The sequence below is a fragment of the Ktedonobacter robiniae genome (genome assembly GCF_016587375.1).
In the GTDB taxonomy this organism is placed as follows: Bacteria; Chloroflexota; Ktedonobacteria; order Ktedonobacterales; family Ktedonobacteraceae; genus Ktedonobacter; species Ktedonobacter robiniae.
Map to the genome: position 1 here is coordinate 4,678,937 of NZ_BNJG01000001.1, position 22,643 is coordinate 4,701,579.

20 protein-coding genes are annotated in these 22,643 nt (G+C 55.2%); 14 read left to right on the top strand and 6 right to left on the bottom strand.

The features are described 5' to 3' along the window. The first annotated feature begins 11 nt into the window (after positions 1-11). On the top strand, positions 12-362 hold the full coding sequence (locus tag JMJ04_RS19615; protein WP_201372113.1) for a phage holin: 351 nt from the start codon (positions 12-14) through the stop codon (positions 360-362). A gap of 42 nt (positions 363-404) precedes the next feature. Here the strand turns inward: JMJ04_RS19615 and JMJ04_RS19620 are convergent, their stop codons facing one another. Next, the gene (locus JMJ04_RS19620; RefSeq protein ID WP_201372114.1) at positions 405-617 is read right to left on the bottom strand and encodes a hypothetical protein; all 213 of its coding nucleotides are present in this window, start codon (positions 615-617) and stop codon (positions 405-407) included. 8 nt (positions 618-625) lie between these two features. After that, positions 626-1,042 carry a hypothetical protein gene (locus JMJ04_RS19625; protein ID WP_201372115.1) on the bottom strand — a complete coding sequence of 139 codons (417 nt, stop codon included), beginning with the start codon at positions 1,040-1,042 and terminating at the stop codon, positions 626-628. Between the two features lie 134 nt (positions 1,043-1,176). Here JMJ04_RS19625 and JMJ04_RS19630 point away from each other — a divergent pair, with 134 nt between their 5' ends. The 6 genes from JMJ04_RS19630 (at position 1,177) to JMJ04_RS19655 (ending at position 7,007) form a co-directional block, all read left to right on the top strand. After that, positions 1,177-1,665, top strand: a complete 489-nt coding sequence (locus JMJ04_RS19630) for a CBS domain-containing protein (protein WP_236038082.1) — start codon at positions 1,177-1,179, stop codon at positions 1,663-1,665. 325 nt (positions 1,666-1,990) lie between these two features. Continuing rightward, the gene (locus JMJ04_RS19635; RefSeq protein ID WP_201372116.1) at positions 1,991-2,425 is read left to right on the top strand and encodes an archease; all 435 of its coding nucleotides are present in this window, start codon (positions 1,991-1,993) and stop codon (positions 2,423-2,425) included. A gap of 466 nt (positions 2,426-2,891) precedes the next feature. Further along, positions 2,892-3,101: a hypothetical protein gene (locus JMJ04_RS19640; RefSeq protein ID WP_007904593.1), complete on the top strand. Its 210-nt coding sequence runs from the start codon at positions 2,892-2,894 to the stop codon at positions 3,099-3,101. Between the two features lie 141 nt (positions 3,102-3,242). Next, positions 3,243-4,262: an RNA ligase (ATP) gene (locus JMJ04_RS19645; RefSeq protein WP_201372117.1), complete on the top strand. Its 1,020-nt coding sequence runs from the start codon at positions 3,243-3,245 to the stop codon at positions 4,260-4,262. A 201-nt stretch (positions 4,263-4,463) separates the two neighbouring features. Beyond that, positions 4,464-5,921, top strand: coding sequence for an RtcB family protein (locus JMJ04_RS19650; RefSeq protein ID WP_201372118.1), 1,458 nt, complete (start codon positions 4,464-4,466; stop codon positions 5,919-5,921). A 180-nt stretch (positions 5,922-6,101) separates the two neighbouring features. Further along, complete coding sequence (locus JMJ04_RS19655; RefSeq protein WP_201372119.1) at positions 6,102-7,007, top strand: ATP-grasp domain-containing protein; 906 nt, start codon at positions 6,102-6,104, stop codon at positions 7,005-7,007. 96 nt (positions 7,008-7,103) lie between these two features. Here the strand turns inward: JMJ04_RS19655 and JMJ04_RS19660 are convergent, their stop codons facing one another. Next, entirely contained in the window at positions 7,104-7,910 is an 807-nt protein-coding gene (locus tag JMJ04_RS19660) for an AraC family transcriptional regulator (RefSeq protein ID WP_201372120.1), read from the bottom strand. Between the two features lie 135 nt (positions 7,911-8,045). Between JMJ04_RS19660 and JMJ04_RS19665 the strand changes: the two genes are divergently transcribed. After that, positions 8,046-9,062 (top strand): phytanoyl-CoA dioxygenase family protein, encoded by a 1,017-nt coding sequence (locus JMJ04_RS19665; protein ID WP_201372121.1) that lies wholly within the window; start codon positions 8,046-8,048, stop codon positions 9,060-9,062. Positions 9,063-9,119: 57 nt separating this feature from the next. On the opposite strand, the gene JMJ04_RS19670 is transcribed toward JMJ04_RS19665, so the two are convergent. Both JMJ04_RS19670 and JMJ04_RS19675 read right to left on the bottom strand, forming a co-directional pair. Then, positions 9,120-10,424: an MFS transporter gene (locus tag JMJ04_RS19670; RefSeq protein ID WP_201372122.1), complete on the bottom strand. Its 1,305-nt coding sequence runs from the start codon at positions 10,422-10,424 to the stop codon at positions 9,120-9,122. 411 nt (positions 10,425-10,835) lie between these two features. Next, positions 10,836-11,288 (bottom strand): ArsR/SmtB family transcription factor, encoded by a 453-nt coding sequence (locus JMJ04_RS19675; RefSeq protein ID WP_201372123.1) that lies wholly within the window; start codon positions 11,286-11,288, stop codon positions 10,836-10,838. Positions 11,289-11,565: 277 nt separating this feature from the next. Here JMJ04_RS19675 and JMJ04_RS19680 point away from each other — a divergent pair, with 277 nt between their 5' ends. The 6 genes from JMJ04_RS19680 to JMJ04_RS19705 all read left to right on the top strand — a co-directional run bounded on the left by JMJ04_RS19680 (position 11,566) and on the right by JMJ04_RS19705 (position 20,698). Continuing rightward, complete coding sequence (locus JMJ04_RS19680) at positions 11,566-14,007, top strand: heavy metal translocating P-type ATPase (protein WP_201372124.1); 2,442 nt, start codon at positions 11,566-11,568, stop codon at positions 14,005-14,007. Between the two features lie 31 nt (positions 14,008-14,038). Further along, positions 14,039-16,420: a DUF2298 domain-containing protein gene (locus tag JMJ04_RS19685; RefSeq protein ID WP_201372125.1), complete on the top strand. Its 2,382-nt coding sequence runs from the start codon at positions 14,039-14,041 to the stop codon at positions 16,418-16,420. A gap of 15 nt (positions 16,421-16,435) precedes the next feature. Further along, a complete protein-coding gene (locus tag JMJ04_RS19690) occupies positions 16,436-17,644 on the top strand; it encodes a PQQ-like beta-propeller repeat protein (protein ID WP_201372126.1) in 1,209 nt (402 codons plus the stop codon). 206 nt (positions 17,645-17,850) lie between these two features. Continuing rightward, positions 17,851-18,912 carry a hypothetical protein gene (locus JMJ04_RS19695; protein WP_201372127.1) on the top strand — a complete coding sequence of 354 codons (1,062 nt, stop codon included), beginning with the start codon at positions 17,851-17,853 and terminating at the stop codon, positions 18,910-18,912. A 153-nt stretch (positions 18,913-19,065) separates the two neighbouring features. Beyond that, the gene (locus JMJ04_RS19700; RefSeq protein ID WP_201372128.1) at positions 19,066-20,034 is read left to right on the top strand and encodes a universal stress protein; all 969 of its coding nucleotides are present in this window, start codon (positions 19,066-19,068) and stop codon (positions 20,032-20,034) included. Between the two features lie 70 nt (positions 20,035-20,104). Next, positions 20,105-20,698, top strand: coding sequence for an HdeD family acid-resistance protein (locus tag JMJ04_RS19705; RefSeq protein WP_201372129.1), 594 nt, complete (start codon positions 20,105-20,107; stop codon positions 20,696-20,698). Here the strand turns inward: JMJ04_RS19705 and JMJ04_RS19710 are convergent. Beyond that, on the bottom strand, positions 20,695-22,440 hold the full coding sequence (locus JMJ04_RS19710) for an aldehyde dehydrogenase family protein (protein WP_201372130.1): 1,746 nt from the start codon (positions 22,438-22,440) through the stop codon (positions 20,695-20,697). The genes JMJ04_RS19705 and JMJ04_RS19710 overlap by 4 nt on opposite strands. Positions 22,441-22,643: the final 203 nt, after the last annotated feature.

Sequence of the window (22,643 nt, forward strand, 5' to 3'; positions counted from 1 at the left end):
GAGAAAAGCACATGAACCTTACTGACATCCAGATTGCACTTATCACTCAGTTTGGCTTCCCTCTTGTGGTTGCCATCGTTGCCTACGTCTATAAGCTTCTGGTGGCTAAGCTCCCAGAGGCACAGCGAACGAAGGTGGAAGCTATCGTCAATCAGGCGGTTGTTGCTGTGGAGCAGGCCCAGGCGCTTGTTCCCGGCCAAGTCAAGAAGGACTATGCGACGAATCTCATCAACAGCCTGCTCAAGTCTGCTGGTGTGAAAGCGACACCTGCACAGATCGACACCCTGATTGAGGCTGCGGTCTACCAGATGAACCAGGGCAAGCCCTCAACGGCTACTGCGGTTCTACCTGCTGTCAAATAAAAGAAGACCCCCTACCGATCTGGTAAGGGGTCAATCTTATTTCTAATTCATCCAGTCCTCCCACTGGTTATCTATCTCATCGGTGATGTAGACCAATTGATAGATGTCCTCTCCGAGGTCTTTGAAGCCGAGAGCAATCGGCCCATCCTTCCAGCGATAGGCAAGATCGTACTCACCAGGAGCCTCAACCAGATTGTCTTGCGTCTTGATGAAACCCTCTATCGCTGACTTCTGAAACGTGTCGTCTCCGTTCATAGTTCCTCCTAGATGGTTGTTAAGATGGCTTCAATCACTTTACGTGCCTGATCCTGTTTGTGTGCCGGAAGTGTCGCGACCAGAGCTGTCAGTGGATCGCTCGACTCTTGTGCGAGGCCACGTCTGGCGTTGGGGTACTTGTCCGGCCAAAATTGCATCTCGCGCTCAACCTCTTCAGTGAGTCCGAGCAGCTTGCACACTTGGTAAAGATCTATGTCAAGGATGAGCATGACCTTCAGGAAATAGCCATATGGCATTCCAGCAGGTGCGGTCCTGGAGAGAACACTCACCTTATCTGGCATAATATTTGCTTTCTCTGCCGCTTCCTTGCGTGTCCAATCGAATGCCCTCAATCGGTCGTTTACCAGTTGCGCAAGAGCTTCCTGCTGCTCTGCGTTGAACACGATATCCTTCTCGTAAGCCATAGTGGTGATCCCTCCCATGAATACTTCAGTCACAGTCATGAATGTCGATACTTAGACATTCTACACTGGCACTGGTGTTTTGTCAAGAGGTTTGGAACTGAAATTCTTCTGCCACAGAAAAAGTGCTTCGATGAGTGTTTGAGGGAGTTCCCAGGAAGCAGCAGGTGTGTGCTCGTATCTGGATGCGCGAGAACAACCTGCTGGTTCAGGCTGAGAGCGAGCAGCCAGTCATGCAGGATGTGCTGGCGTATCGCCGCTCGCACTCACAGAGCATGCCCCTGGTGGTCAGCATTACCCCCAACGACTCGGTCGCCGATGCCGTTGAGTTGCTGCGGCGCTATGGTATCAGCCAGACGCCCGTCATGGAGGGCGGCAAGATGGTGGGCAGCCTGACCGAAGACCTGCTGCTACGTCGCCTGGCGAGCGGAGAGCCCCTGGAATCGACCACAGTCGGCCAGTTGCAGGGACCAGCCTTCCCCGTACTGGACGCGGTCTCCGAGGCCCGCGAGGCCTATACGCTCTTCAACATGGGGCACTCGGCAGTCGCTGTCGTTCACAATGGCCTGCTTGAGGGCATCGTCACCAAAAGCGATCTGCTCGAATTCTGGGCGCACGCTAGATAAAAAAGAACGAAAAGCAAATGGGCCGACTACCCGCGGGTGGTTGGCCCATTTGCTTTTCATCCTTGCTTGATTTTCATTGAAGTTCTTCAATTTGGGGGCAAAATGTATTGACAAATCACAATGTCGTGGGTACTATTAAAGCATCTACTACGATCTTATGCCGAAACCCAACATCACTTACGTGACTAGCGCTTCGCGCTCAGGGTTTTCGGAGAAGAATTACTAATACTTCATAGGAAAAGGAGGGCAGTCATATGTATCGCAGTAATAACTTTACCTCTACATATAACCCCTGTCTGAGACTGTCCTGGAAAGGCTGGCGCTCGTGAAGAACTTTGCGCGCCCCTATGAAGTGTTTGAGCATACTGCGGATGTCGGGCTACATGTCTATGGTCGGGATCTACCAGAACTCTTTTCTCATGCCGCGCAGGGTATGGAGAGTCTGATGGTCGCGCCGGAGCAGATAAAGCCAGCGACAACGCGGGAAGTCACAGTCGAGGCCCATGATCACCTCTCATTATTGATCGGCTGGCTCGATGAACTGATCTTCCTGTTTGATACGCAGTTTCTCCTCGTACGCGATGTCGAGATCCTGGATCTGACCGAGACGCGTTTAAAAGCCCGCGTGACGGGTGAGGCATATGATGCCCAACGTCATGAACTGGCAAGCGCGATCAAGGCTGTCACCTGGCACGAGGCCGCCATCACCTGTGATGAGATCAGTGGCTCTTACCAGGCAAGGATCATTTTCGACATTTAGGGATTCGCGGAGTCGCTCGCCCATCTTCCAGTTCATCTCCCATTTTGCGCAAATGTTTAGGGCTGTATGCCTTTGCCTGTCACGCTCAAGAACTCTCTTGCATCATAGGCACCCGATTTATCGCGTGCAAGGCGATTTATCGCAGTGATATGGGCGTGACGATTTGGCGCCTTCTCTTGATGCTTTTGTCTCGTTGAAGGTAGGAACGCATTTAGCAATATTCATGGGATAAATCACCTTGTGTGCAATAAATCGGGCACCTATGTTTTTCTGCCTGTTGTAAGGTTGTATTGTTTGCCTTTTTATAGATGAGCTTATAAAGAGGGCAAGTGATATGGATTTAGTAAGCAAGCGAGTGTGAGAAATCTCATAGACGCTTGCTTCTAGATAAAGCAGAATTGGCTCTGTAAGCGAGTCGATGATGCAAGGCTTAATGTGTTGTTACAGTTCCGGAGGAACGGCAAAGATGATGCAGAATGTAAAGACGAGAACCAGGACTACCGGGTCGTATGTGACCAGGCGGTGGGACATTGGTAATGAGCAGCCCCAGCTCCGCCGCGCCGTGACCGTTTCCGCCCCGGTGACTGGCGAGACAATACGCCTTACGAGGCGCCCAACGTATGTCTACACGCGTATTGGACGCTCGATGTTGAAGCGGGGTGGACGCGCGGAGTAAGCGCCTCAAATCATGGAATCGTAGGGTCCATGCTGGCTTGGACTTGAGCGTACAGGTTGCATTGTGCTTGGGCGGAAGTAAGCCCAAGCCAGCATGGACCCTACAGGATGCCAGATGGATTGATTAGGAAGGAGCCAGCCAATGAGTAGTTTGATTGTGCCGGTGGCGACCATTGATAAGATTGGGCCACATAGCAATGCTGACGCGCTGGAACTGGCGCAGGTGCTTGGGTGGCAGATTGTGGTTCCCAAGGGGCAGTACACGGTAGGCGACAAAATTGTGTACTTCCCACCGGATACTGTGCTGCCACTGGAGTTATCGGAGCGCTTTGGTGTGACGAAATACCTTAGCAAGCAGCGTATCCGATGCGCGAAGCTGCGTGGTGAGCCATCCTTTGGCCTGATCGTGAAGCCCGAGGATGCAGCCTGGGAGCCAGGGCAGAACGTTGCTGATTTTTACGGCGTGAAGAAGTATGAGCCACCTTTACGTTCCAGCGCCGGAGATGCTGAGGTAGACCACCCACTCTTCTGGGAGTATACCGAGATTGAGAACATGCGGAATTTTCCAGACATCTTTACTGAGGGAGAAACGGTCCTGGTCAGCGAGAAGATTCATGGCACCTCTTCGCGCGTGGGCATGGTTGAGGGCGAGCTGATGGCTGGCTCCAAGGCCCTGCGGCGCAAGCGGCCAGATGACGATAGGTTCGCTGTGAGCACCTACTGGTTTCCCCTGACGCTAGAGTCAGTGCGGAGGCTGGTTGAAGACCTGGGCCAGGAGCACTGGCAGGTCATCCTCTTTGGCGAGGTCTATGGGAGCCGCATCCAATCCTTTGCCTATGGCTTGAGCAATGGGCGCATCGGCTTTCGCGCCTTTGATTTGCTCGTGGATGGTGCTTACCTGGATTGGCCGGAGTTCCTGACGTATGGTGAGCGCTATGGCATTGAGACCGTGCCCGTCATGGCCAGCATCCCGTTTAGCCTGGACGAGATCAAGCGTTTGAGCGAGGGGTCAACTCTGCTGGCTGAGAACGCGCATATCCGAGAAGGTGTCGTCGTGCGCCCGATACAAGAGCGTACCTCGCCCAAGACCGGGCGCGTCATCCTGAAGTACGTCAGCGACTCATACCTCTTCGGCTCAAAGACTGATTACACTGATAAGTAACGCAGCGCGATGGAGGGGCAGGAGGGTCTCCTTCCTGCCGAGGTGTGGGGCTTCCTTTCCGCTCACTTGAGCCGTTAGGCTAGGTGCGAAAGTGCCGCTGCGCCCCCGAATGGGGTGAGTGAGCGGAATAAAAACCAGCTCCCACAAAATCCTTTCCTCCTAATGCGCTGATATAACAGATAAATTGAGGGGAACAGAGACATGGGCAATGCGAATATCCCATTGGAACGGATCGATCCTAACCGCTGGCAGATACCAAAGCGGTATAATGACGCGATGAACGTGCCGGGCATTGTATATGCCGACGATGAGCTAATTCAGCAGATATTGTCCGACAACGCCCTGACACAGGTGGCCAACGTGGCCACGCTTCCGGGTATCGTCGGGTATTCGCTGGGTATGCCTGACATTCACTGGGGCTATGGCTTCCCCGTGGGCGGGGTTGCCGCGACCGATGCCGAGCATGGTGTCGTCTCTCCAGGAGGGATTGGCTTTGACATCAACTGTGGCGTGCGCCTGCTCGCGACTGACCTTGTGCGCGACCAGATCAAGGGCAAGGCCGATAGGCTCGCAGACGCCCTCTTCAATACCCTGCCCTCGGGCGTGGGTGGCTATGGCATGCGGCGCCTGACTGAGCGCGAGATGCGCGAGGTCATGAAGCGTGGCTCGGCCTGGGCCGTTGAAGAGGGATATGGTGTTGAGGAGGACCTGGAGGTTACCGAAGAGAATGGCTGCCTGAAGGGGGCCAGGCCTGAGGCCGTGAGCCATAAGGCCCTGGAGCGCGGCATTGGCCAGCTTGGGAGCCTGGGTTCGGGGAACCACTTCGCCGAGGTGCAGTACGTAGACCATATCTATGACCAGGAGGCCGCTGAGGCTCTGGGCATCGGGCAACTGGGCCAGGTTGTCACCACCATCCACTGCGGGAGCCGGGGCTTTGGGCACCAGATTGCGGAGGATTATATCAAAATCGCCGAGGCGAAGCAGAAGGCGTACGGCTATCACCTGGCGGACCGACAACTGGCGTGTATGCCTATCCATTCCCAGGAGGGGCAGGACTATCTCGGCGCCATGGCTTGCGCAGCGAACTTTGCCTGGGCCAATCGGCAGTTGCTGATGCATGGTGTGCGCGAGGCCTTCTCCAGCGTCTTTGGACGCAAGGCGCGGGCGAAGGACCTGCCGATGGTCTACGACGTGTGCCATAACATCGCCAAAATGGAGGAGTACGAGATCGACGGCGAGAAGAAGCGCGTTTGCGTCCACCGCAAGGGGGCGACGCGGGCCTTCCCTCCAGGGCACCCCACCATGCCGGAGAAGTATCGTGCCGTGGGGCAGCCAGTGCTCATCCCTGGCGACATGGGGCGTTACTCATTCGTCCTGGTTGGCGCGCAAGGCTCGATGGAAGAGAGCTTCGGCTCATGCTGCCATGGTGCGGGTCGCCGCCAGAGCCGTACCGCGGCCAAAAAGTCCATCACCGGCAAGGATCTCTTGTCGCAGCTTGAAGCCAAGGGCATCACTGTCCGCGTTCACAGCAAGAACTTGCTGGCTGAAGAGGCTCCCACTGCTTATAAGGACGCACAGCAAGTCGTCAACGTCGTCCACAACGCCGGTTTGGCGAAGCTGGTCGTGCGCTTGAAGCCCATTATTGTTGTGAAGGGGTAACAGTAAAAAGCAAGAGAGACTGAGAGGGCAGTACACTGCCCTCTCATGCTACTTTTATTACGGCAGCAGAGGTATGGCTAAGATCTTATTCCGAAACCCAACGTCGCTCGCGTGCCTAGCGCTTCGCGCTCAGGTTTTCGGAGAAGTAGTAATAGGAGCAAAAAGGAAAAGGGGGTATGGATGCGCATCATTTTCTGTTCTGATTATTGGAATCCACTTTCTCCCGACAGCGCCTATGAGGCTGAGTCGGGCGTTGTAGAGAGTTTACACCTTAACTATTCGCTAATTAACTTTGAAGCCTTGGTCGAGCAAGAGAACGCCGCACGCGCAGTACATAAGGTAGAACCTGCGCCGACAGGTGAACTGGCTATTTATCGCGGGTGGATGCTCAAACCTCATGTATATGAGCGTCTGTATACAGCTCTTGCAGCAAAAGGCCTTTTGCTGGTCAATACTCCTGCTGCCTATACCCATTGCCATTATTTGCCGGGATCTTATCATCTGATTGAAGGGTTCACGCCTAGATCGACCTGGCTCAAGACAGGACCTGATATCTCCATAGATGCAGTGATGGCGGCGCTGCATCAGTTTGCTGGGAGGCCTGTAATCGTCAAGGATTTTGTCAAGTCGAGAAAACATGAGTGGGGTGAAGCATGCTACATTCCTTCAGCCTCTGACAGGCAAAGCGTTGAACGAGTGATCATACGCTTCTTACAACTACAAGGCGCAGATTTGAATGAAGGCCTGGTCTTCCGTGAGTTTGTCGAGTTTGAACCATTAACAACACATTCTAAGAGTGGGATGCCTCTCATTAAGGAGTTCCGTCTGTTCATTCTTGATGGGCAAATCATCTCTTCAACCCCGTATTGGGAGGAGGGGCGCTATGGCAATGACAAGTACGAGTTCCCCCCGCTTGATCTGTTTGATCATGTTGTGCAGAAGATTCAAAGTCGATTTTTTACTATGGATGTTGCAAAAAAGAGAGATGGAGCATGGAATATCGTTGAACTTGGTGATGGTCAGGTCGCGGGACTGCCTGCAAGAGCTGATACGAAAGCTTTTTACCAAGCTCTAATCGGCCTTTGATCTTCTATCATATTCTCGGAGAGGAGAATTGCTGAACGTATGGGGGATCTCATTTTGTCTCCCTATGTTGCAATTTTTAGCTAGACTCTCTGTTTTTTATGAGCGCAGCCAGGAGCGGTGGCGGACCTCCTGGGGGCCGTAGCCGAGTTCCTGGCGCACGCGGCGCGAGAAGTGATGGCGGGTCTGGAAGCCGCATTGGTCGGCGATGGTCTGGACGGAGAGGCCGGTCTGCTGGAGAAGTGAGATGCCGTGTGTCACGCGGAGCTGCCAGAGATAGGCCATAGGTGTCGTCTGAAGTTGGGCCTGGAAGAGGCGGATAAGGTATGAGGGGCTAATCGAGACCGCCTGGGCGACCTGTTCCAATGTCAGTGGTTCATGCAGGTGCTCATAGATGTAGAGACGGGCCTGCTCGATGGTGGCGTGAGTGGGAGCCAGGTTGTGTTGCACGTGGAGTTCTCCCTCGCCGATGTAGAGCCAGAGCATCTGTGTGCCCATGGATTGCAGGAGTTCGCTTGTTGTGGAGAGGCGTGCAGGCTGAAGCGTGAGCGCGGTATGAATAAGCTGTTGCATCAGGGGCGTTAACGGCAGAGGGCGTGGGAGGGCCAGGAGGCGGGTGTGTAGCTCAGGGGAGAGTTCGGGAACATCCAGGTGTAGCCAGGAGTGATGCGTCTCCTCACTTTCGGCAAAGGCAAAGCGCTCCTGGTGTCCGGGGAAGAGCAGGAAAACGGTATTGGCCTCCGCCTGGTGCGCGACATTGTCGATCCAGACTGTCATACAGCCGGTATGGAGAAAAACGAGTTGTAGACACGGCTGATAGCGGGGTCCGAAGTGGCTACCAGGTGGGTAGTGAATGGTGCCCACATTAGCGTCAGTGGGCCAGAGGAGCGGGTGTTCCATAGTCATAGATATCCTGGATGATGCGCATTACAGACACCTTCTGGTCAATTCTAGCTCTCTCTATTTTGCGTGGAGGTGGGTAAACTGTCAAGAGTGATGAATGTCAATCTTGTGAAGAAAGAATTGTCAAAGGAGCATGCAATGGCAATGACGGCTGCGGCAGGGAAGCAGTATGAGACATATCGGGTCAGCGTGCAGGAGTATGTCACGTTTCGCGAGCAGGGCTTTCTGGTGGTGAAGGGGCTGGTGCCTCAGGATGATGTGCAGGAGATGTTGGAGCACCTGGATAATTTGCTGGCGGGTCGCGAACAGATCCCGGGCATTGAACGCCCCTCGTTCCGGCTTAACGCTGATGAGCAAGTGCAGTACTGGCAGCGTGTGCATATGTTGCACCGGTTGCTGCCATTGCACGAGCGCTTCCTCTTGCATCCCCGCGTCTTGGATGTGTTGGAGGCCCTGATTGGGCCGGATGTACTGGCCTTGCAGAGTATGACATTCTTTAAACTGCCAGGTCAGCCGGGGCAGGGGTATCACCAGGATTCCTATTATATTCCCACCTTCCCCGATTCGCTCTGTGGCGCGTGGGTCGCGCTGGACCGGGCCGACGAGGAGAACGGCTGCCTCTGGATGACGGCTGGCTCGCAGAACGAGCCGGTCTATCCTGATCCCGATGGGCATAATTACGGGCAGCGCGAGCTTGGAGATATCGGGTCTATTCTCAATGCCAGTCATATCGATGAGAATAAAAATGGCCTGACGAAGATCGCGCGTAAGTATACTGGGCACGAGGTCAAGGCTGAGGTCAACCCGGGGGATGCCGTCTTCTTTGGTGGGCATATTCTGCATCGCTCGCATAGCAATCATTCACAGGACCGCAAGCGGAGGGCTTTTGTCGGCCATTACTGTAACGCGCGCTCCTGGGTGCCCTGGAATCATGGCGAGCCATATGAGGGCGAGGCCGCCAACGACAAGCATATCCTGGTGCGCGGAACGACGCACCTGCCCTATGCGCAGCCAAAGTTTGGCACGCCCTGTGCGGCCAACACTCCTGACCTTGCCCAGCGCCATCGCGTCGCAGGCAAGGCCATGTCCATGATGGGAAATATGGACGGGACGATGGGCATGAGCGAGCATGGCGAAGAGGTGCATGAGGATTAATTGTAACAAAAAGGAGCACGGTCCTGGACAGGACCGTGCTCCTTTTTGTTACGTTTATTACGCGAAGGCCGGAATGGCTGGCAGCTCACGTGTGGCCACCTCATGCATGGGCGTCGAGACGGGTTCCACCTGCACGTTGCCGCGACGATGGACCACTACCTGGCGCTCACTGCGATTAGCCAGGCTAAAAGGAACCGCCACACAGAGGCAGAGCAGAGCTGGGATAATCATTCCGCCACGTGTACCCAGGAAGGGGATCAGCATCCCGATTGAGAGCGGAATCGTCATACCCGCCAGGCCCGCGCTCATCAGAACCATGCTCGAAACGAGCGTTGGCGAGTGCGAGAAACGGCGCGTCGCCATCGACTGCAAGCTCGGGAAGATGGGCCCGATACAGATGCCTTCAAGCAGACTGCCAATAAAGCAGATGTAGGGCTGGTTCAGCAAAGCCGTGACCAGGATGCCACTCAGGCCACCACCGAGAATGCAGGCATAGAGCAGGTGTACATCAGAGATCAGCCCACGCTTAATCAGCTGTGCGACGATAACACGACCAAGGGCCATACCGATCCAGAAGAAGGTCGCGGCAGGAGTCGCCACCGTCACAGCTACATTCGCGCTCTGACTAATTGAGGTCACCAGCCAGTTGCTAAAGCCAGCTTCCGCGCCCACGTAGAGACAGATTTGCAGCGCCATAAACCAGAGCAACGTATGCTTAAAGATGCGAGACATGCTGGCTTTATCCGAAACCTGGACGTTGCTGCCAGCGCTTGTAGTTGCAGGAGCCTCCTTCGATACGAAGCGCAGCATATTGAACGCAAGCAGACAGGTAAGGCTGACCAGGGCCACAATAACAAAGGAGACCAGCAGACTACCTGTGAGTGACATCGTAAACGAGAGCAGGAGCGGGGCCAGCAGAGAGCCAACACCTGCGAAGCTATAGAGCATGTTGAGCTTTTCGCCCAGGTTCTGGCGAAAGTTCAGCGTCATCGTAATTGAGAGACCAATGCTAATAAAGCTACCACTCATGCCCTGGAGAACCTGAGCAGCCAGCCAGAATGTGAAGATAGGCGTCGTAGGAATAATCAGGCTGGCGATGGTCAGACCCGCCAGGCCAAGCATAATCACGGGTTTGGCGCCAATTTTTTTGATAAAGAGACTACTGAGCAGAACCGCGATAATGGAGCCAAAGGCGCTACCGGTAAAGGCCAGCCCGGCGGTACCAAGCGCGACATGTGTATGTTGGGCTAGCAGAGTCAGTCCTGCACTGGGGAGCACGCCCAGCAGACCACTGGCGATATAGGCCAGACAACAAATGGCAAAAAGAACGGTTGGATTGTGGCGTATGGTTCCAAGTGACATGTGCGTAACAAAATCCTTTAGTTACAATATCAATCACAATTTCAATTGGGACGAAAGTTTTCTTCTTCTAACGACGTGTTTTTGAACAAATTGTGGTCGTAGTATTTATGTATTCTGCGAAGACGTTAATGCTCAGGGCTACGACTTGTTGAATTCTATCTGTCTCTGACTGATGGCATTATCGATTCTGGAACCACCAAGAGGAGGCTATCTACCGTAGATAAGCGCGAAGATAAAAAGTTGGTTCTGCCTCAGATAGAATGTTTGATGTGGAATCAGGAACGTGTCTTTGTGTTGTTACCTCGTTGTTGTTTACCATCGACGAGAGAGTAACATACTTGAATAGCGGTTGCTAGACTGCACGCTGGGCGGTGAGAAAATTCAGTACTTTTTTGGGGGAATAGATTGATACTAGAGTTTTGTCGGGGTATCTTGCTCGACCGTGAAAAGTTCGAGCATTCTGCCCAATTCCTCGTGATGTTGATCCGCGTCATGCACATGGCTTAAGCAGACGACCAGGAGGGTGCGGATATGGGCGTCGTCGAGACTATAGAAGACCTGTTTGCCCCGGCGCTGGTTTTTGACCAGGCGGAGCTGGCGCAGAATGCGTAGATGCTGAGAGACGGAGGACTCTGAGCTACCGATAATGGCGGCGAGATCACAGGTGCATAGCTCCTGTTTGAGCAGGCTATAGACAATCTTAATGCGGCTGGAGTCGCCAAGCGCGCGAAAGATCTCAGCCACCTCAATAGCGGTATCATCGGAGAAGAGGTTGGCGCGCCCACTTTCTACCCGCTCACGGTTAGCACCTGGAATCTGGCAGCGCTCGTCGCCTGATTTCTGCTTTGCCAAATGGGACTGCATGACTTTCCTCCCCGGATAAAGAACCTGATGTATGCACAATTGGTATTTTAACTGGAGTTCCTCTACGCATTATAGCGTTACTTTTTGGCTCCCACAAGTGGAGGATAGAGCTGATAGGTGCTTGCGAAGAAGCATTTTTTTGAGTACAATTTAGTAAATGCTAAATTGTTTAATTGACAGGGAGTCGCGTGCAGGGGAGTGTGTGAGATAAGAGGGCTGCGACCTTGTTGAGCGCATAAAGCATGTTTCGTAATCCGTAAGAAAAAGGGGAAGACGTATGGCGTTGCACACCACAACCTTAAAACTCGCTCCCAATAATGGGAATGCGTGTGGGTCCTGTTTACAGCAGGAGTTGCTCAAGGCCGAGGGCATCAAGGCGGTGGATGAGGGGAAGGGTAACTTGCTTGTAGTGACCTATGAGGATCTACCTGATCCAGCCTTCGATGTCGAGCGCCTGATCGCGCAGACGCAAACGTCGTTGGAGCAGAGGTTGCGCCATGAAACGCTCATCCTGAGAGGACTCGATTGCGCCGATTGCGCGGCCACCCTGGAGAAGGGGCTGCGTAGGATGCAGGGGCTGGTACACGTCAGCGTCAACTTCGCGACTTCAAGGATGGCAGTTGGCTATGAAGCGAGAGGTGTGAGTCACGCCAGGCTGGTGAAGCGTGTGCGGGAACTGGGCTATAGCGTCGTCTCTCCTTTGCAAGTATCAGTGCTGAATGAACAGGTTGCCGAAAAGCAGGAGGCTGGCGCAAGCTGTGGCTGTGGCTCGTGTGGTGACGAACACGCGGATGAGTATGCGCATGCAGAAGAGGTCCCTGTTGCCAGGCAGAATGCGCTCCAGCAGTACTGGCAGAGAGCTCGGGCCTGGCTGCCGACCCTGGTGGCAGCGCTCCTATGGGGCATAGCCTTTCTGTTGAGCCATATTCCTGGTGTGGGCTGGTTGTCGACCCTGTTTTATGCGCTCGCCATCTGTGTTGGTGGGTATCGCGTGGCCTTGAGTGGTTTTTTTGCCCTGGTGCGTGGGCGCACACTAGGTATTAACCTCCTGATGACGATTGCCGTTGTGGGCGCAGTCGCGCTGGGTCAATGGTCGGAGGGGGCCGCGGTGGTTGTCCTCTTCGCTCTGGGCGAGTTCCTGGAAGGCTTTACCATGGAACGGGTGCGCGACTCCCTGCGCAGTCTGGTGGATCTCTCACCCAAGAGCGCGCGCATCAAGGTCGAAGGTGAAGAGCGCCAGGTTCTCGTAGACGCGCTACGCGCCGGAGATATTGTCCTGGTGCGCCCCGGCGAGCGTATCGCGGCCGATGGCAAGATCTTGAGCGGCACCACAACTGTCAACCAGGCACCTATCACTGGTGAGAGCATTCCAGTTGAGAAGCAGGTTGGCGACGAGGTCTTCGCTGGAACGCTGAATGAGCATGGCTTTATCGAAGTGCAGGCCAGCAAGCGTGCCCAGGACTCTATGCTGGCAAAGATCATTGCCCTGGTGCAAGAGGCGCAGGGATCACGCGCGCCTGTACAGCGTTTCGTCGACCGCTTCGCCCAGATCTATACGCCCATGATCATGGTCTTAGCCTTGCTGGTCGCCATCGTCCCTCCGCTGGCGTTCCACGGAGTGTGGACGACGTGGATCTACAAGGCGCTGGTGCTGCTCGTCATTGCCTGCCCATGTGCGCTGGTGATCTCAACACCGGTCTCGATTGTAGCCGCGATTGGGCGTGCCTCGCGGAGTGGTGTCTTAATCAAGGGCGGAGCGTACCTGGAGGCGCTGGCGCGCGTCAAGGTGCTGGCCTTTGACAAGACGGGAACCCTCACCCAGGGACGGCCTGTTGTCACTGATGTCTTGCCGCTAGGAACGCTCACGGAAGATGAATTATTGAGCCTGGCGGCAGCAGTGGAAAGTCGTTCGGAGCATCCCCTGGCGCGAGCTATTCTCCGGGAGGCCGAGCGGCGTCAGCTAGCGGGGAACACGCCAGAGAACTTTCTGGCTTTGCCGGGCCGGGGCGCGCAGGCCACAATAGGCGCGGATACCGTGCTCGTGGGGAGCGCGAAGCTCTTTCCCGCGTGTGACGCACACACCCTCAAGAGCATTGAGACCCTTCAGCGAGCAGGGAAAACGATTTTAATTGTGGGACGCAATGAGGAGCCACTAGGCCTTATCGCCGTCGCGGACCAGGTACGCCCCGAGGCAGCGCAGGCTATCGCTCAGCTTAAGCAAGCAGGAGTTGAGCAGATAGTCATGCTGACCGGGGATAATGAGCAGACGGCAAGGGCCGTGGCGCAGCATACAGGTGTTGACCAGGTGTATGCTGGCTTGCTTCCTGACCAAAAAGTAAGAGAGATCAAAAAACTCTTGACGGCGCATACGTCAGTGGCTATGCTTGGAGATGGAATAAATGATGCTCCAGCTATCGCGCTTTCGAGTGTGGGTATCGCCATGGGTGCCGCAGGCAGCGATACCGCGATCGAGACGGCGGACGTTGCGCTGATGAAAGATGACCTGGCGCAGCTCCCGTTTGTGATCAGGCTCAGTCGCGCGGCGTTACGAACCATCCAGACCAATATTGCATTCTCTCTCTTCATCAAGGCGCTTTTCCTGCTTTTAACCCTGTTAGGGGTAACCAATCTCTGGCTCGCCATCTTTGCCGACACCGGGGCCGCGCTGCTCGTCATTGCATACAGCATGCGCTTATTGCGCTTTGAGAAGAGCAAGTAATAGCTAGAAGTAAGCACGCGAAAGAGAAAATATGATAGACCTGCTTGCAATGATCGTGCTGGCGGAGGTGCTGGGCCTGTTCTGCCTACCCCTCACGTTCAGCGTATTTCGCCATCTCCCAGATCGTGGCTGGGCCTTTAGCAAGGGCCTGGCCATCGCCCTCCTGACGTTCTGTGCCTGGTTCCCCCTCATGGTCGTGCGCGCTCTCCCCTATACTCAGATGTTTCTTATAGTCGAAGTATTGGTGCTGGCGATATGTAGTATCCCGGGACTGCTTAAGATGCGGGGCGAGATTGGTCGGTTTGTGAAGACGCAGTGGCCGTATGTCGTGGCGAGCGAGGTTGTTTTTATCGGCATGGTCCTGGGGCTGGGGTGGATTCGCGGCTATGGGCCAGATATTCGTTCATATGAGATGTTTATGGATGGGGGCTTCCTGGCATCTATTATGCGCAGCGAGCACCTGCCGCCGAGCGATATGTGGTACTCGGGTTCTAGCATCAACTACTACTACTATGGACATTTTACGGTTGCCACGTTGGCTAAATTACTAGGACAGGTGCCAGCGGTCGCCTTTAATACGGGGTTCTGCCTCTTATTTGGCGTCTGTGCTGCGAACCTTTTTGGCGTTGCCAGCAATATCGTCGCCTGGTCAAAGGGATTGCGCGCCAGGAGAGATGCGGCCCTGGTCGCTGACGGCGGAGAGCAGAGCGAGCAAGCCTATCCCTTAAGCCAGGCTATCCTCTATGGTGGAGCAAGCGTTGCGTCGGGCCTGGTCCTGGGCAACCTGGCGGCCTTTGTGCAGTGGTGGTTTGACTCGCATGCTGGGCGCGTCTATGATTGGTTCTCGCCCTCACGCGTCATTGGCAAGACCATCAACGAGTTTCCGGCCTTTAGCTATCTACTTGATGACTTCCATGCCCATGTCCTCACGTACTCCTTTACCTTTATGGCCATTGGCCTGGCTTTCTCGCTCTTGCTCGCGCCAGCGGGGAAGGGCCTGGATCTCTTTGGGCAGGGGATCGCGCGTATCGCGACCATTGGCGTGACTGCGCTGGTAGTAGGCAGCCTGTTTGTCATGAATGGCTGGGATTATCCAACCTATATGGGCCTGGTCATTGTCTGTATCGCCTGGCAGCAGTGGCGGGTCTATGAGCATCGCTGGCGGTGGCTGTTGCTCCTGGACATCTTCGCCGCTGCGGGCACGCTGGTCGCGCTCTCCTTCTTGCTCTTCCTGCCTTTTTACATGGGCTTTATCTCGCCCTCGCAGGGGATTGGCATCGTGTCACCTGGACAACGCTCGCCACTATGGGACGAAGTGCTTATCTTTGGCTTGCAGGCTTTTGTCTTCCTCTCATTACTTATCTGCGGCTACTACCGGCTCATTGGCGCTCGCCTGCGTGCGGCGCGTGAGGCCCGAGCAGAAGGCGTCGTGGCAGCGGATTGGAATCCCGCCTGGATTGTGCTGGGTGCGGTCGTTGTACTGGGGATCATTGTCGCGATCATCACGCCGGAGTGGCGGACGTTTTTGATCTCCCTGGCGCTGACGGCGCTTGCGATCTACCTGGCCTTTAAAGTGAGTGATGACCTGGGGCATATGTTTGCGCTCTGGCTGGGGGCGCTGGCCCTGTTGCTGATCGCCGGATGTGAAGTGGTCTTCTTACGTGATGTATTTGCGGACTCCTATCCACGTATGAACAGTGTCTTCAAGTTCTACTTTCAGTCCTGGGGCTTGCTGGCGCTGGCTTCGGGCACAGGCCTCTTTTATATCCGCGAGACGCTGGCGTACTGGTCTAAGCATGTGCGGCAGCCAGCCTGGCTCAAGAGTAGCGCGCAGGGAGTCTGGTATCTTGGCCTAGTGGTGCTGGTGGTCATGGCCATGGCCTATCCGCTTGTGGCTCCATACGCGCGCTATGTCCAGAGCAAACCTCTTACGGGCGCACTGTACCTGCAACATACTCTCAACCTGGATGGTATGGAGTATCTGAAAACCTCCTCACCAGGCGATAAAGGGGATTATGAAGCTATTCACTGGCTTAACGCGCATGTGAGCGGCACGCCAGTCATCGTCGAGGCGCTGGGCGATGACTACTCTAAGTTCGCTCGCGTCTCCGCATTGACGGGTCTGCCCACCCTGATGGGTTGGGTTGGACACGAGTACCAGTGGCGTGTCAACTGGCTGCGTAATCCGGTGAACGCGGAGGACTTCCAGCAGCGGCAGACAGATATTAAGACTATCTACACCAGCAGCGATAATGCCCAGGTGCAGTCCCTGCTCAAGCACTACCAGGTCACCTATCTCTATGTGGGTGAGATGGAGCGCGAGGCCTATGCTCCTAGCGACCTCCAGCGCTTTAGCAGCTTCATGGATATCGCCTACCAGGCCGATGGCGTCACCATCTATAAGGTCAGGTAGGGAGTAGTTATAGTCATGCCCAGGTTCAGATCGGAGCGTGCGCGGACGCTCTTTGCATTGCTTGCCACCAGCTTAATTGTAGGTACGCTTATATTGAGCGTGCTCGCACTGGTGGTTCTGCTCAGGGTACAGCAAGATCCCGAGGCCTTTTTTCAAGCCTCGCATGCCAGTCCAGCCACACTCAATCAGCCGACGCCACCCGGAATCTACCTGGAGAATGGTGGACTAGTCATGCGCATAGATCCCACCACGGGCCGGGTGCGCTGGCTTTATCAGCTTGACCTGATGAAGCAACCTGACACACAACTCACGCAGGCCGATAGCATTGTCAGCGTCAGCCGTAACACAGTCTTTGTCGAGACACGTACGGGAGGCGTCTATGCCCTGGAAGCGAGCACAGGTGCGCTACGGTGGCAGAGTGATGTCGCTGGGCAACTGGATATCACACGTACTAGCAGAGCGGAGACTCGAGGCGACGAACTGTATGTAGCGGGAGAGAACGCCATCTATGCGTTACGCCTCAGCGATGGGAGCCTGGCGCGGACTATCATAACCCGAGGTATCCGCGAGTTCACCCTTGATGGAGATATGCTATACGTCGCTGGTAGCGGGACGCTCGCGGCCTATAGCCTGCCCGCGGGTGCCCTACGCTGGCAGGCACAGGTGCAGGGCGTGCAGCCTTTGACTCAACCTCATCGAGTAGGGGATATGCTCTTCAGTGTGTCTCCGAGCAAAGAGACGAGCACGCTCTACGCATTTGATGTCAGTACGGGAAGGGTTAAGTGGCAGATAGGGCAGGTAGGCGAGGTGCGCGATGCCAGCGTAGCCGGTGGTGTTGTCTATGCTGGCGCGACGAGCAAAGGGATCACGGCCTACGTCGCAAGTGATGGGAAACTGCTCTGGCAGAGCGGAGATATAGGTTTCACAGGGAAGGCACCTCAGGTAGAGGGCGCGCAGGTGTATGTCACCGGTAATCTTGCGTCTGACGAAACAGGAACACCACGAGCGCATAGCGTGTTCTCCCTCGCTATAGAGACTGGACACATCAACTGGGTGTACACACCCCAGACCAGGGTCGCGATAGACTCAGTAAGCGTACAGCACGGCAAGATATATGTTGATCGCGAGAACGGCATTGATGTGCTTGATACGCAGGGGAAGCTCCTCCTGAGTGCGCGTTCGCGTGGAGGCGCGCAGTATACCGCCATTGTCGTGGTGGCGTGAGTTTGAGACAGAGCTTACCCGGTAGATGCGGGAGCGACGTCCAGGTCATAGAGGACTAATTATTCTGGGTCGTGTGAGAGCACCTTGCTCTTGACGAGAGTTTTTTCAAAACAACATGGCCTTGAATAACGTATTGTAACAACTTATCACTCGATAAGGTAAATGTTTTTACTTGCTATTTATCGATTGATAAGGAGGAGGGTGATATGGCGGTTTTGAAGGGGGCGCACGAGGAGGTAACGCGTACGCCAGCGGCGCGCAGAGACGTTCAGGCGTTATGGATTGGTATTCTCATCAGTCTGTTATGTACGGCGCTTATCTGGTGGACCGGGGAGTGGCTACAGTCGGTGCCGCATCTACCAAAGGCCGGTCATGATGCCTCCTGGTACTACTGGAAGCTGCCCGCGGCCACGCTTATGGGGCGGCTCTCGTCCTGGGGACTCTACGCTGTACAGCAAATCGCGAACTGGGGCCTGATCTGGTATGCGCAGACGCATGTCAAGAAGTACACCACGGGTCTGCACAAGATCAATATCATTACTCTTGTCGTCAATGTTGTATTCGTGATTCTGCATGTTGTGCAGACGCAGCTCTGGTATGATGGTCTGGCCCAGGATGTCTCCATCTTTAGCTCGCAGGGCTCTGTGATCGTTTTGCTCATCTGGGTCATGCTAATGGAGAATAATAGGCGTGGCGTCTTCTTTGGTAAGCGCCTGCCTATCTCGCAGCGTATCATGCATTTTGCTCGCAAGTATCACGCCTACTACTTTTCGTGGGCAGCGGTCTACACCTTCTGGTATCATCCAACGGAGAACACCCCCGGGCATCTGATTGGCTTCTTCTACATGTTTATGATCCTGCTCCAGGGGAACCTCTTCTTCACACGCGTCCACACCAATAAATATTGGACCTTCTTCCTGGAGGTCCTGGTCCTGGCGCATGGTACACTGGTCGCGGTGCAAAATGCCAATAGTTTATGGCCGATGTTCTTCTTTGGCTTTGGCGCGGTCTTCGTTATTACGCAGATGTATGGCCTGGGACTTAAGGCCTGGGAGCGCTGGAGTGTGCTTGCAGTCTATATCGCGGGTGTGATCTATGTCTATAGTGGGCGCGGCTTTACTCGCCTATGGGAGGTCATTGCCATCCCGCTGATTGACTATCCTTCTGTCATTGTCCTGGCGCTGCTCATTGGATTGGGCTTACAGGTCTATACCTGGCTACGACCAGCCACCAGGCAGCAGTCGGTGAACCAGCGTTCAGCGAACTAATCCCATGCGCAAGTTATCCCGGGTAGAGGGTGTGGTGCGTGCTGGCGGCTTGCAGCCACCAGCACGCACCACACCCTCTACCCATCTCCTTTACCCCATAAGAGTATGCTGATTAGGTAGCATAACTATGAATATGAGGAGGGAGTGTAGTGCATGTTTCAGCAGATTCTTGTGCCACTGGATGGCTCGGCGTGTTCTGAACAGGCGCTGGTACTGGCGGCCAGGCTCGCCCGGGCTGTGGATGGAACACTCTACCTTTTGCGTATAGCCAACCAGGAATATACATACGCGTCGACTTCTGTCGCGGGCGTTTTCGTACCCGCCGACCTGGCAGAAATGACGGATCTGGAGATGGAGGGGGATCATGCCTATCTGGACAAAATCGCGAGCTCTCCTCTCCTGGCAGGCCTCAATGTGGTGAAAGAGGTGCGGGCCGAACTGGCGATTCCAGACGCCATCCTGAATTTTATCACCAGTCACCATATGGAAATTGTCGTGATCGGGAGCCATGGGCGAGGCGGCCTGGCGCGCCTGGTCCTGGGGAGCGTGGCGCAGAAGATTGCCTGGAATTCTCCGATACCTGTCCTGGTTCACCGTATGCAGAAGCCGGAACAGGACGAACAGGTCTCAGAATTGGCGACACCGATCCATGCCCTGGTGCCGTTAGACGGTTCACCGCAGGCCGAGGAGGCTATTGTCCCCGCGGGCTTGCTTGTAGCAGCGCTCAGCGGTGCGGGCGTCGGTTCACTCCACCTGGTCCAAATCATAAAGCCATCAGCCCACCATACAGACGAGCAGCGTGGGCAAGCACGCGAGGAGGCGGAGTGGTATCTGCAAGACATGGCTGGACGTTTGCGAGGGGGCCTGGCATCAACCTTCCAGCTTGAGATCAAATCCTCAGTATACAGTGATGAGCAGGTCGCACCGACCCTGGTCCATATCGCCGCGTCAGGCGACGGAGCCGCGGCCCCACATAACCTGATCGCGATGACGACTTCGGGGCGCGGAGGAAAGCGGCATTTTATTATGGGCAGCGTCGCGGAACATGTCCTGCAAAAGACGCCTCTCCCCGTCTTGCTGATCAAACCTGATGAAACATCAGAGCAGCGCAAGGATAGTTGATGATGAATGAAAGCAAGAGGCCGGAGTTTTTGCGTAATAAACGGAGGTAAGCATGTTAAGGCGAAGTATTATGCGTCCAGGAAGGGCACACGCTGAACCCATGACCTGGCAGAGGCGTTTATGGCTGGTGTTCCGTGCGATAATGATTGTCGTCTTTGGCATTGTGCTTGCGCTTTTGCCACGAATATCCTTCTTCCTCTTTCTTGTCGCCTTTGCCACGCTGGGCATCATCGATGGGATCGCCGCACTGGTAATTGGCTTTAGTAAGAGAAGGCAGAATCCTCGCTGGTGGCTGATCGCCTTGAGTGGTGTCGCGGGCCTGGTTATTGCGGGTCTGATCATCTTTGCGCCTGGACTCACCAAGATAACGCTCATCTACGCCTTTGCCATCTGGGCTATTATCGTCGGTGTCACGCAAATGCTCGCCTTCTTCCGTACGCGTAGTCTCCGTACTGACTGGCTTTCGCTGCTCCCGGCGGTGTTTTCCTTGATCATAGGCGGCTATCTGCTGCTGAAGAGTTCGCCAAATGTGGTTACAGATGTGCGCTTCATTGGTCTCTACGCGATTGTGTATGGCATCTTGACGTTTTTCCAGGCCTTGCAGCCAGCGAGGACACGCGAGGCGGTGCCTCAGGAGGCACCGCCTCGCCATGGCTATGACTAGCGGCCAAGCGCTGCGAGCACGATGGAGGGAACCTTCCAGGGCGAGGGCTGGGCCTCAAAATCCGCGAGTAGTGGAAAGGTTTTGGTAAGGACCTGGCCCCTGGTCGCGAACCAGGGAGGCGTGGGCGTGCTCTTGAAAGGAGCGCGTACCACGCTTTTCTGTGGGTGCGAGAACATGTACGTGTTATGTACAACGCCAACGCCAGACTGGATATTATCGATGGTGTGACCGGGATAGGCGCCCCAGGTTGTGCTGCCCAGCGTAAAACTGGTGCCAGCCCAGTAGTTCAGGCTGACCGTTCCATAGCGCAGATCGGCAATGGCCTGCTCTACAGCCGTGGAGACGGCGGGATCTTTGAGCGATTTGGGATGGGCAAGCAGCGTGACGTTGAGCGTCCCCCAGAGATCCTCATTGGCGAAATTGACGGCCTTCTGAATGTAGTCAACCATACCGTCAGCCTCCAGAGCTGTCTCCGCGAAGAGGCTACAGAAAGCCTCCGTCGTAAAGCAGATATCATCTTCAGCCTTAGGATCGACATCGGTAATCAACGTCCAGGGGAGATTGCCGTTGTCCGTCGTCCCAAAGCGCTCGGCCTGGGGATGGGCCTCGACAAAGCTCTGCATACGCTGCTGCGCGCCTGGGTAGTAGGCCTGGCGTGCAGGTTGGGCCGCCATAAGGTCGCGCAGCTTGTTTAAGAGAGCCTCGCGTTGGTCCCAGCCCTTGTGCGTAATAATCACACGCGTTGCATTGCAGTTAAAGCCAGCATTGGTGGTGAGCATCGAGAAGATGTGTTCGGCCTGGTAGCGCAGATCAGCCTCGCTCCAGGGACCAGGGACAACGATGACGGGACTGACATTGCCCAGCTCGCCTGTGACACGTTTGGTGCGCAAGGGTTGCTTATCCGCCTTGCGCCGCGCTCCCTCGCTGCCAGAGCCAAAGACGATGGCATCAAAGGTCTTATCAGAGCCAGTGACGTGAATTTCTTCAATGCCGGGATGATCGCAGAGATATGAACCCTCCTCGGCTCCGCCATAGGTTACGCGCAGGAAACCCTGCTCGACGAGGGGCTGAAAGCCCTCTTCAATCAAAGGCCCCAGATATGCGTTGACCGGGTTCATCTTCAGCAGGACCACCTGATTCTCCACAAAAAGCTTATAGAGCACATCGGTAGGCGCGATAGAGGAGACATTGCCCGCGCCCAGCACAAGGGCCACCATGCCTGGCTGCTGGGCCTGGCCTTCCTGATAAATCAGAGCCTGTGTCTGCGGGAGGGTTTCGGCGCTCACGCCCGGCTCCATCCAGATCTCGGCGGTCATGTTTGTAAAGAAGATGCGATCATAATTATTTGTGGGGAAGACCTGGGCCACCACCTGCCCGTTATTGCGAGTTGTGACGGGACCGGGGATGCGTGGGCGGCCAAAGGCCTCGATATCCAGCAGGGATTGGCGGAGCAGGCGAAGGTTACGCAGAATAGGCCAGGGACCCATACTCCACTCCTCACCGGTCAACTGAGGGGAGAGATGCTTGGCCTGGCTACAGGTCTCAACCCAGCGTGGTGCGAGAGAAGCCATGTTCTGAAGCAATTCTGTGAGGAGGGAGACACGTTGCTGGAGCGTAGTCGCCACCCAGGTGTCCTTGTGCTCCTGTAGCGCGTGAATGGCCTGATCCATCTCCTCATGGGTTGAGACCTTGTCGGCGATGGTGGGAAATTGTGGCGAACCCGCTGGTGTGAGTGTGGACATGAGTGTCCCCTCCTTCTCTTCTGTGCGAAGCACATACGACTGCGTATATCTACGTGCGATTGCCTGGCGTGCGAATAGCGACGCTCTATTATATGCTACGTCATAGCCTGGAGCAAATCATCCACATGTAGATGATGTATAGAGCAGGCAAAGGGTGATAAAAAAGTGCGAGTTATGCGTTAGAGATGTAGAGTGACATATAT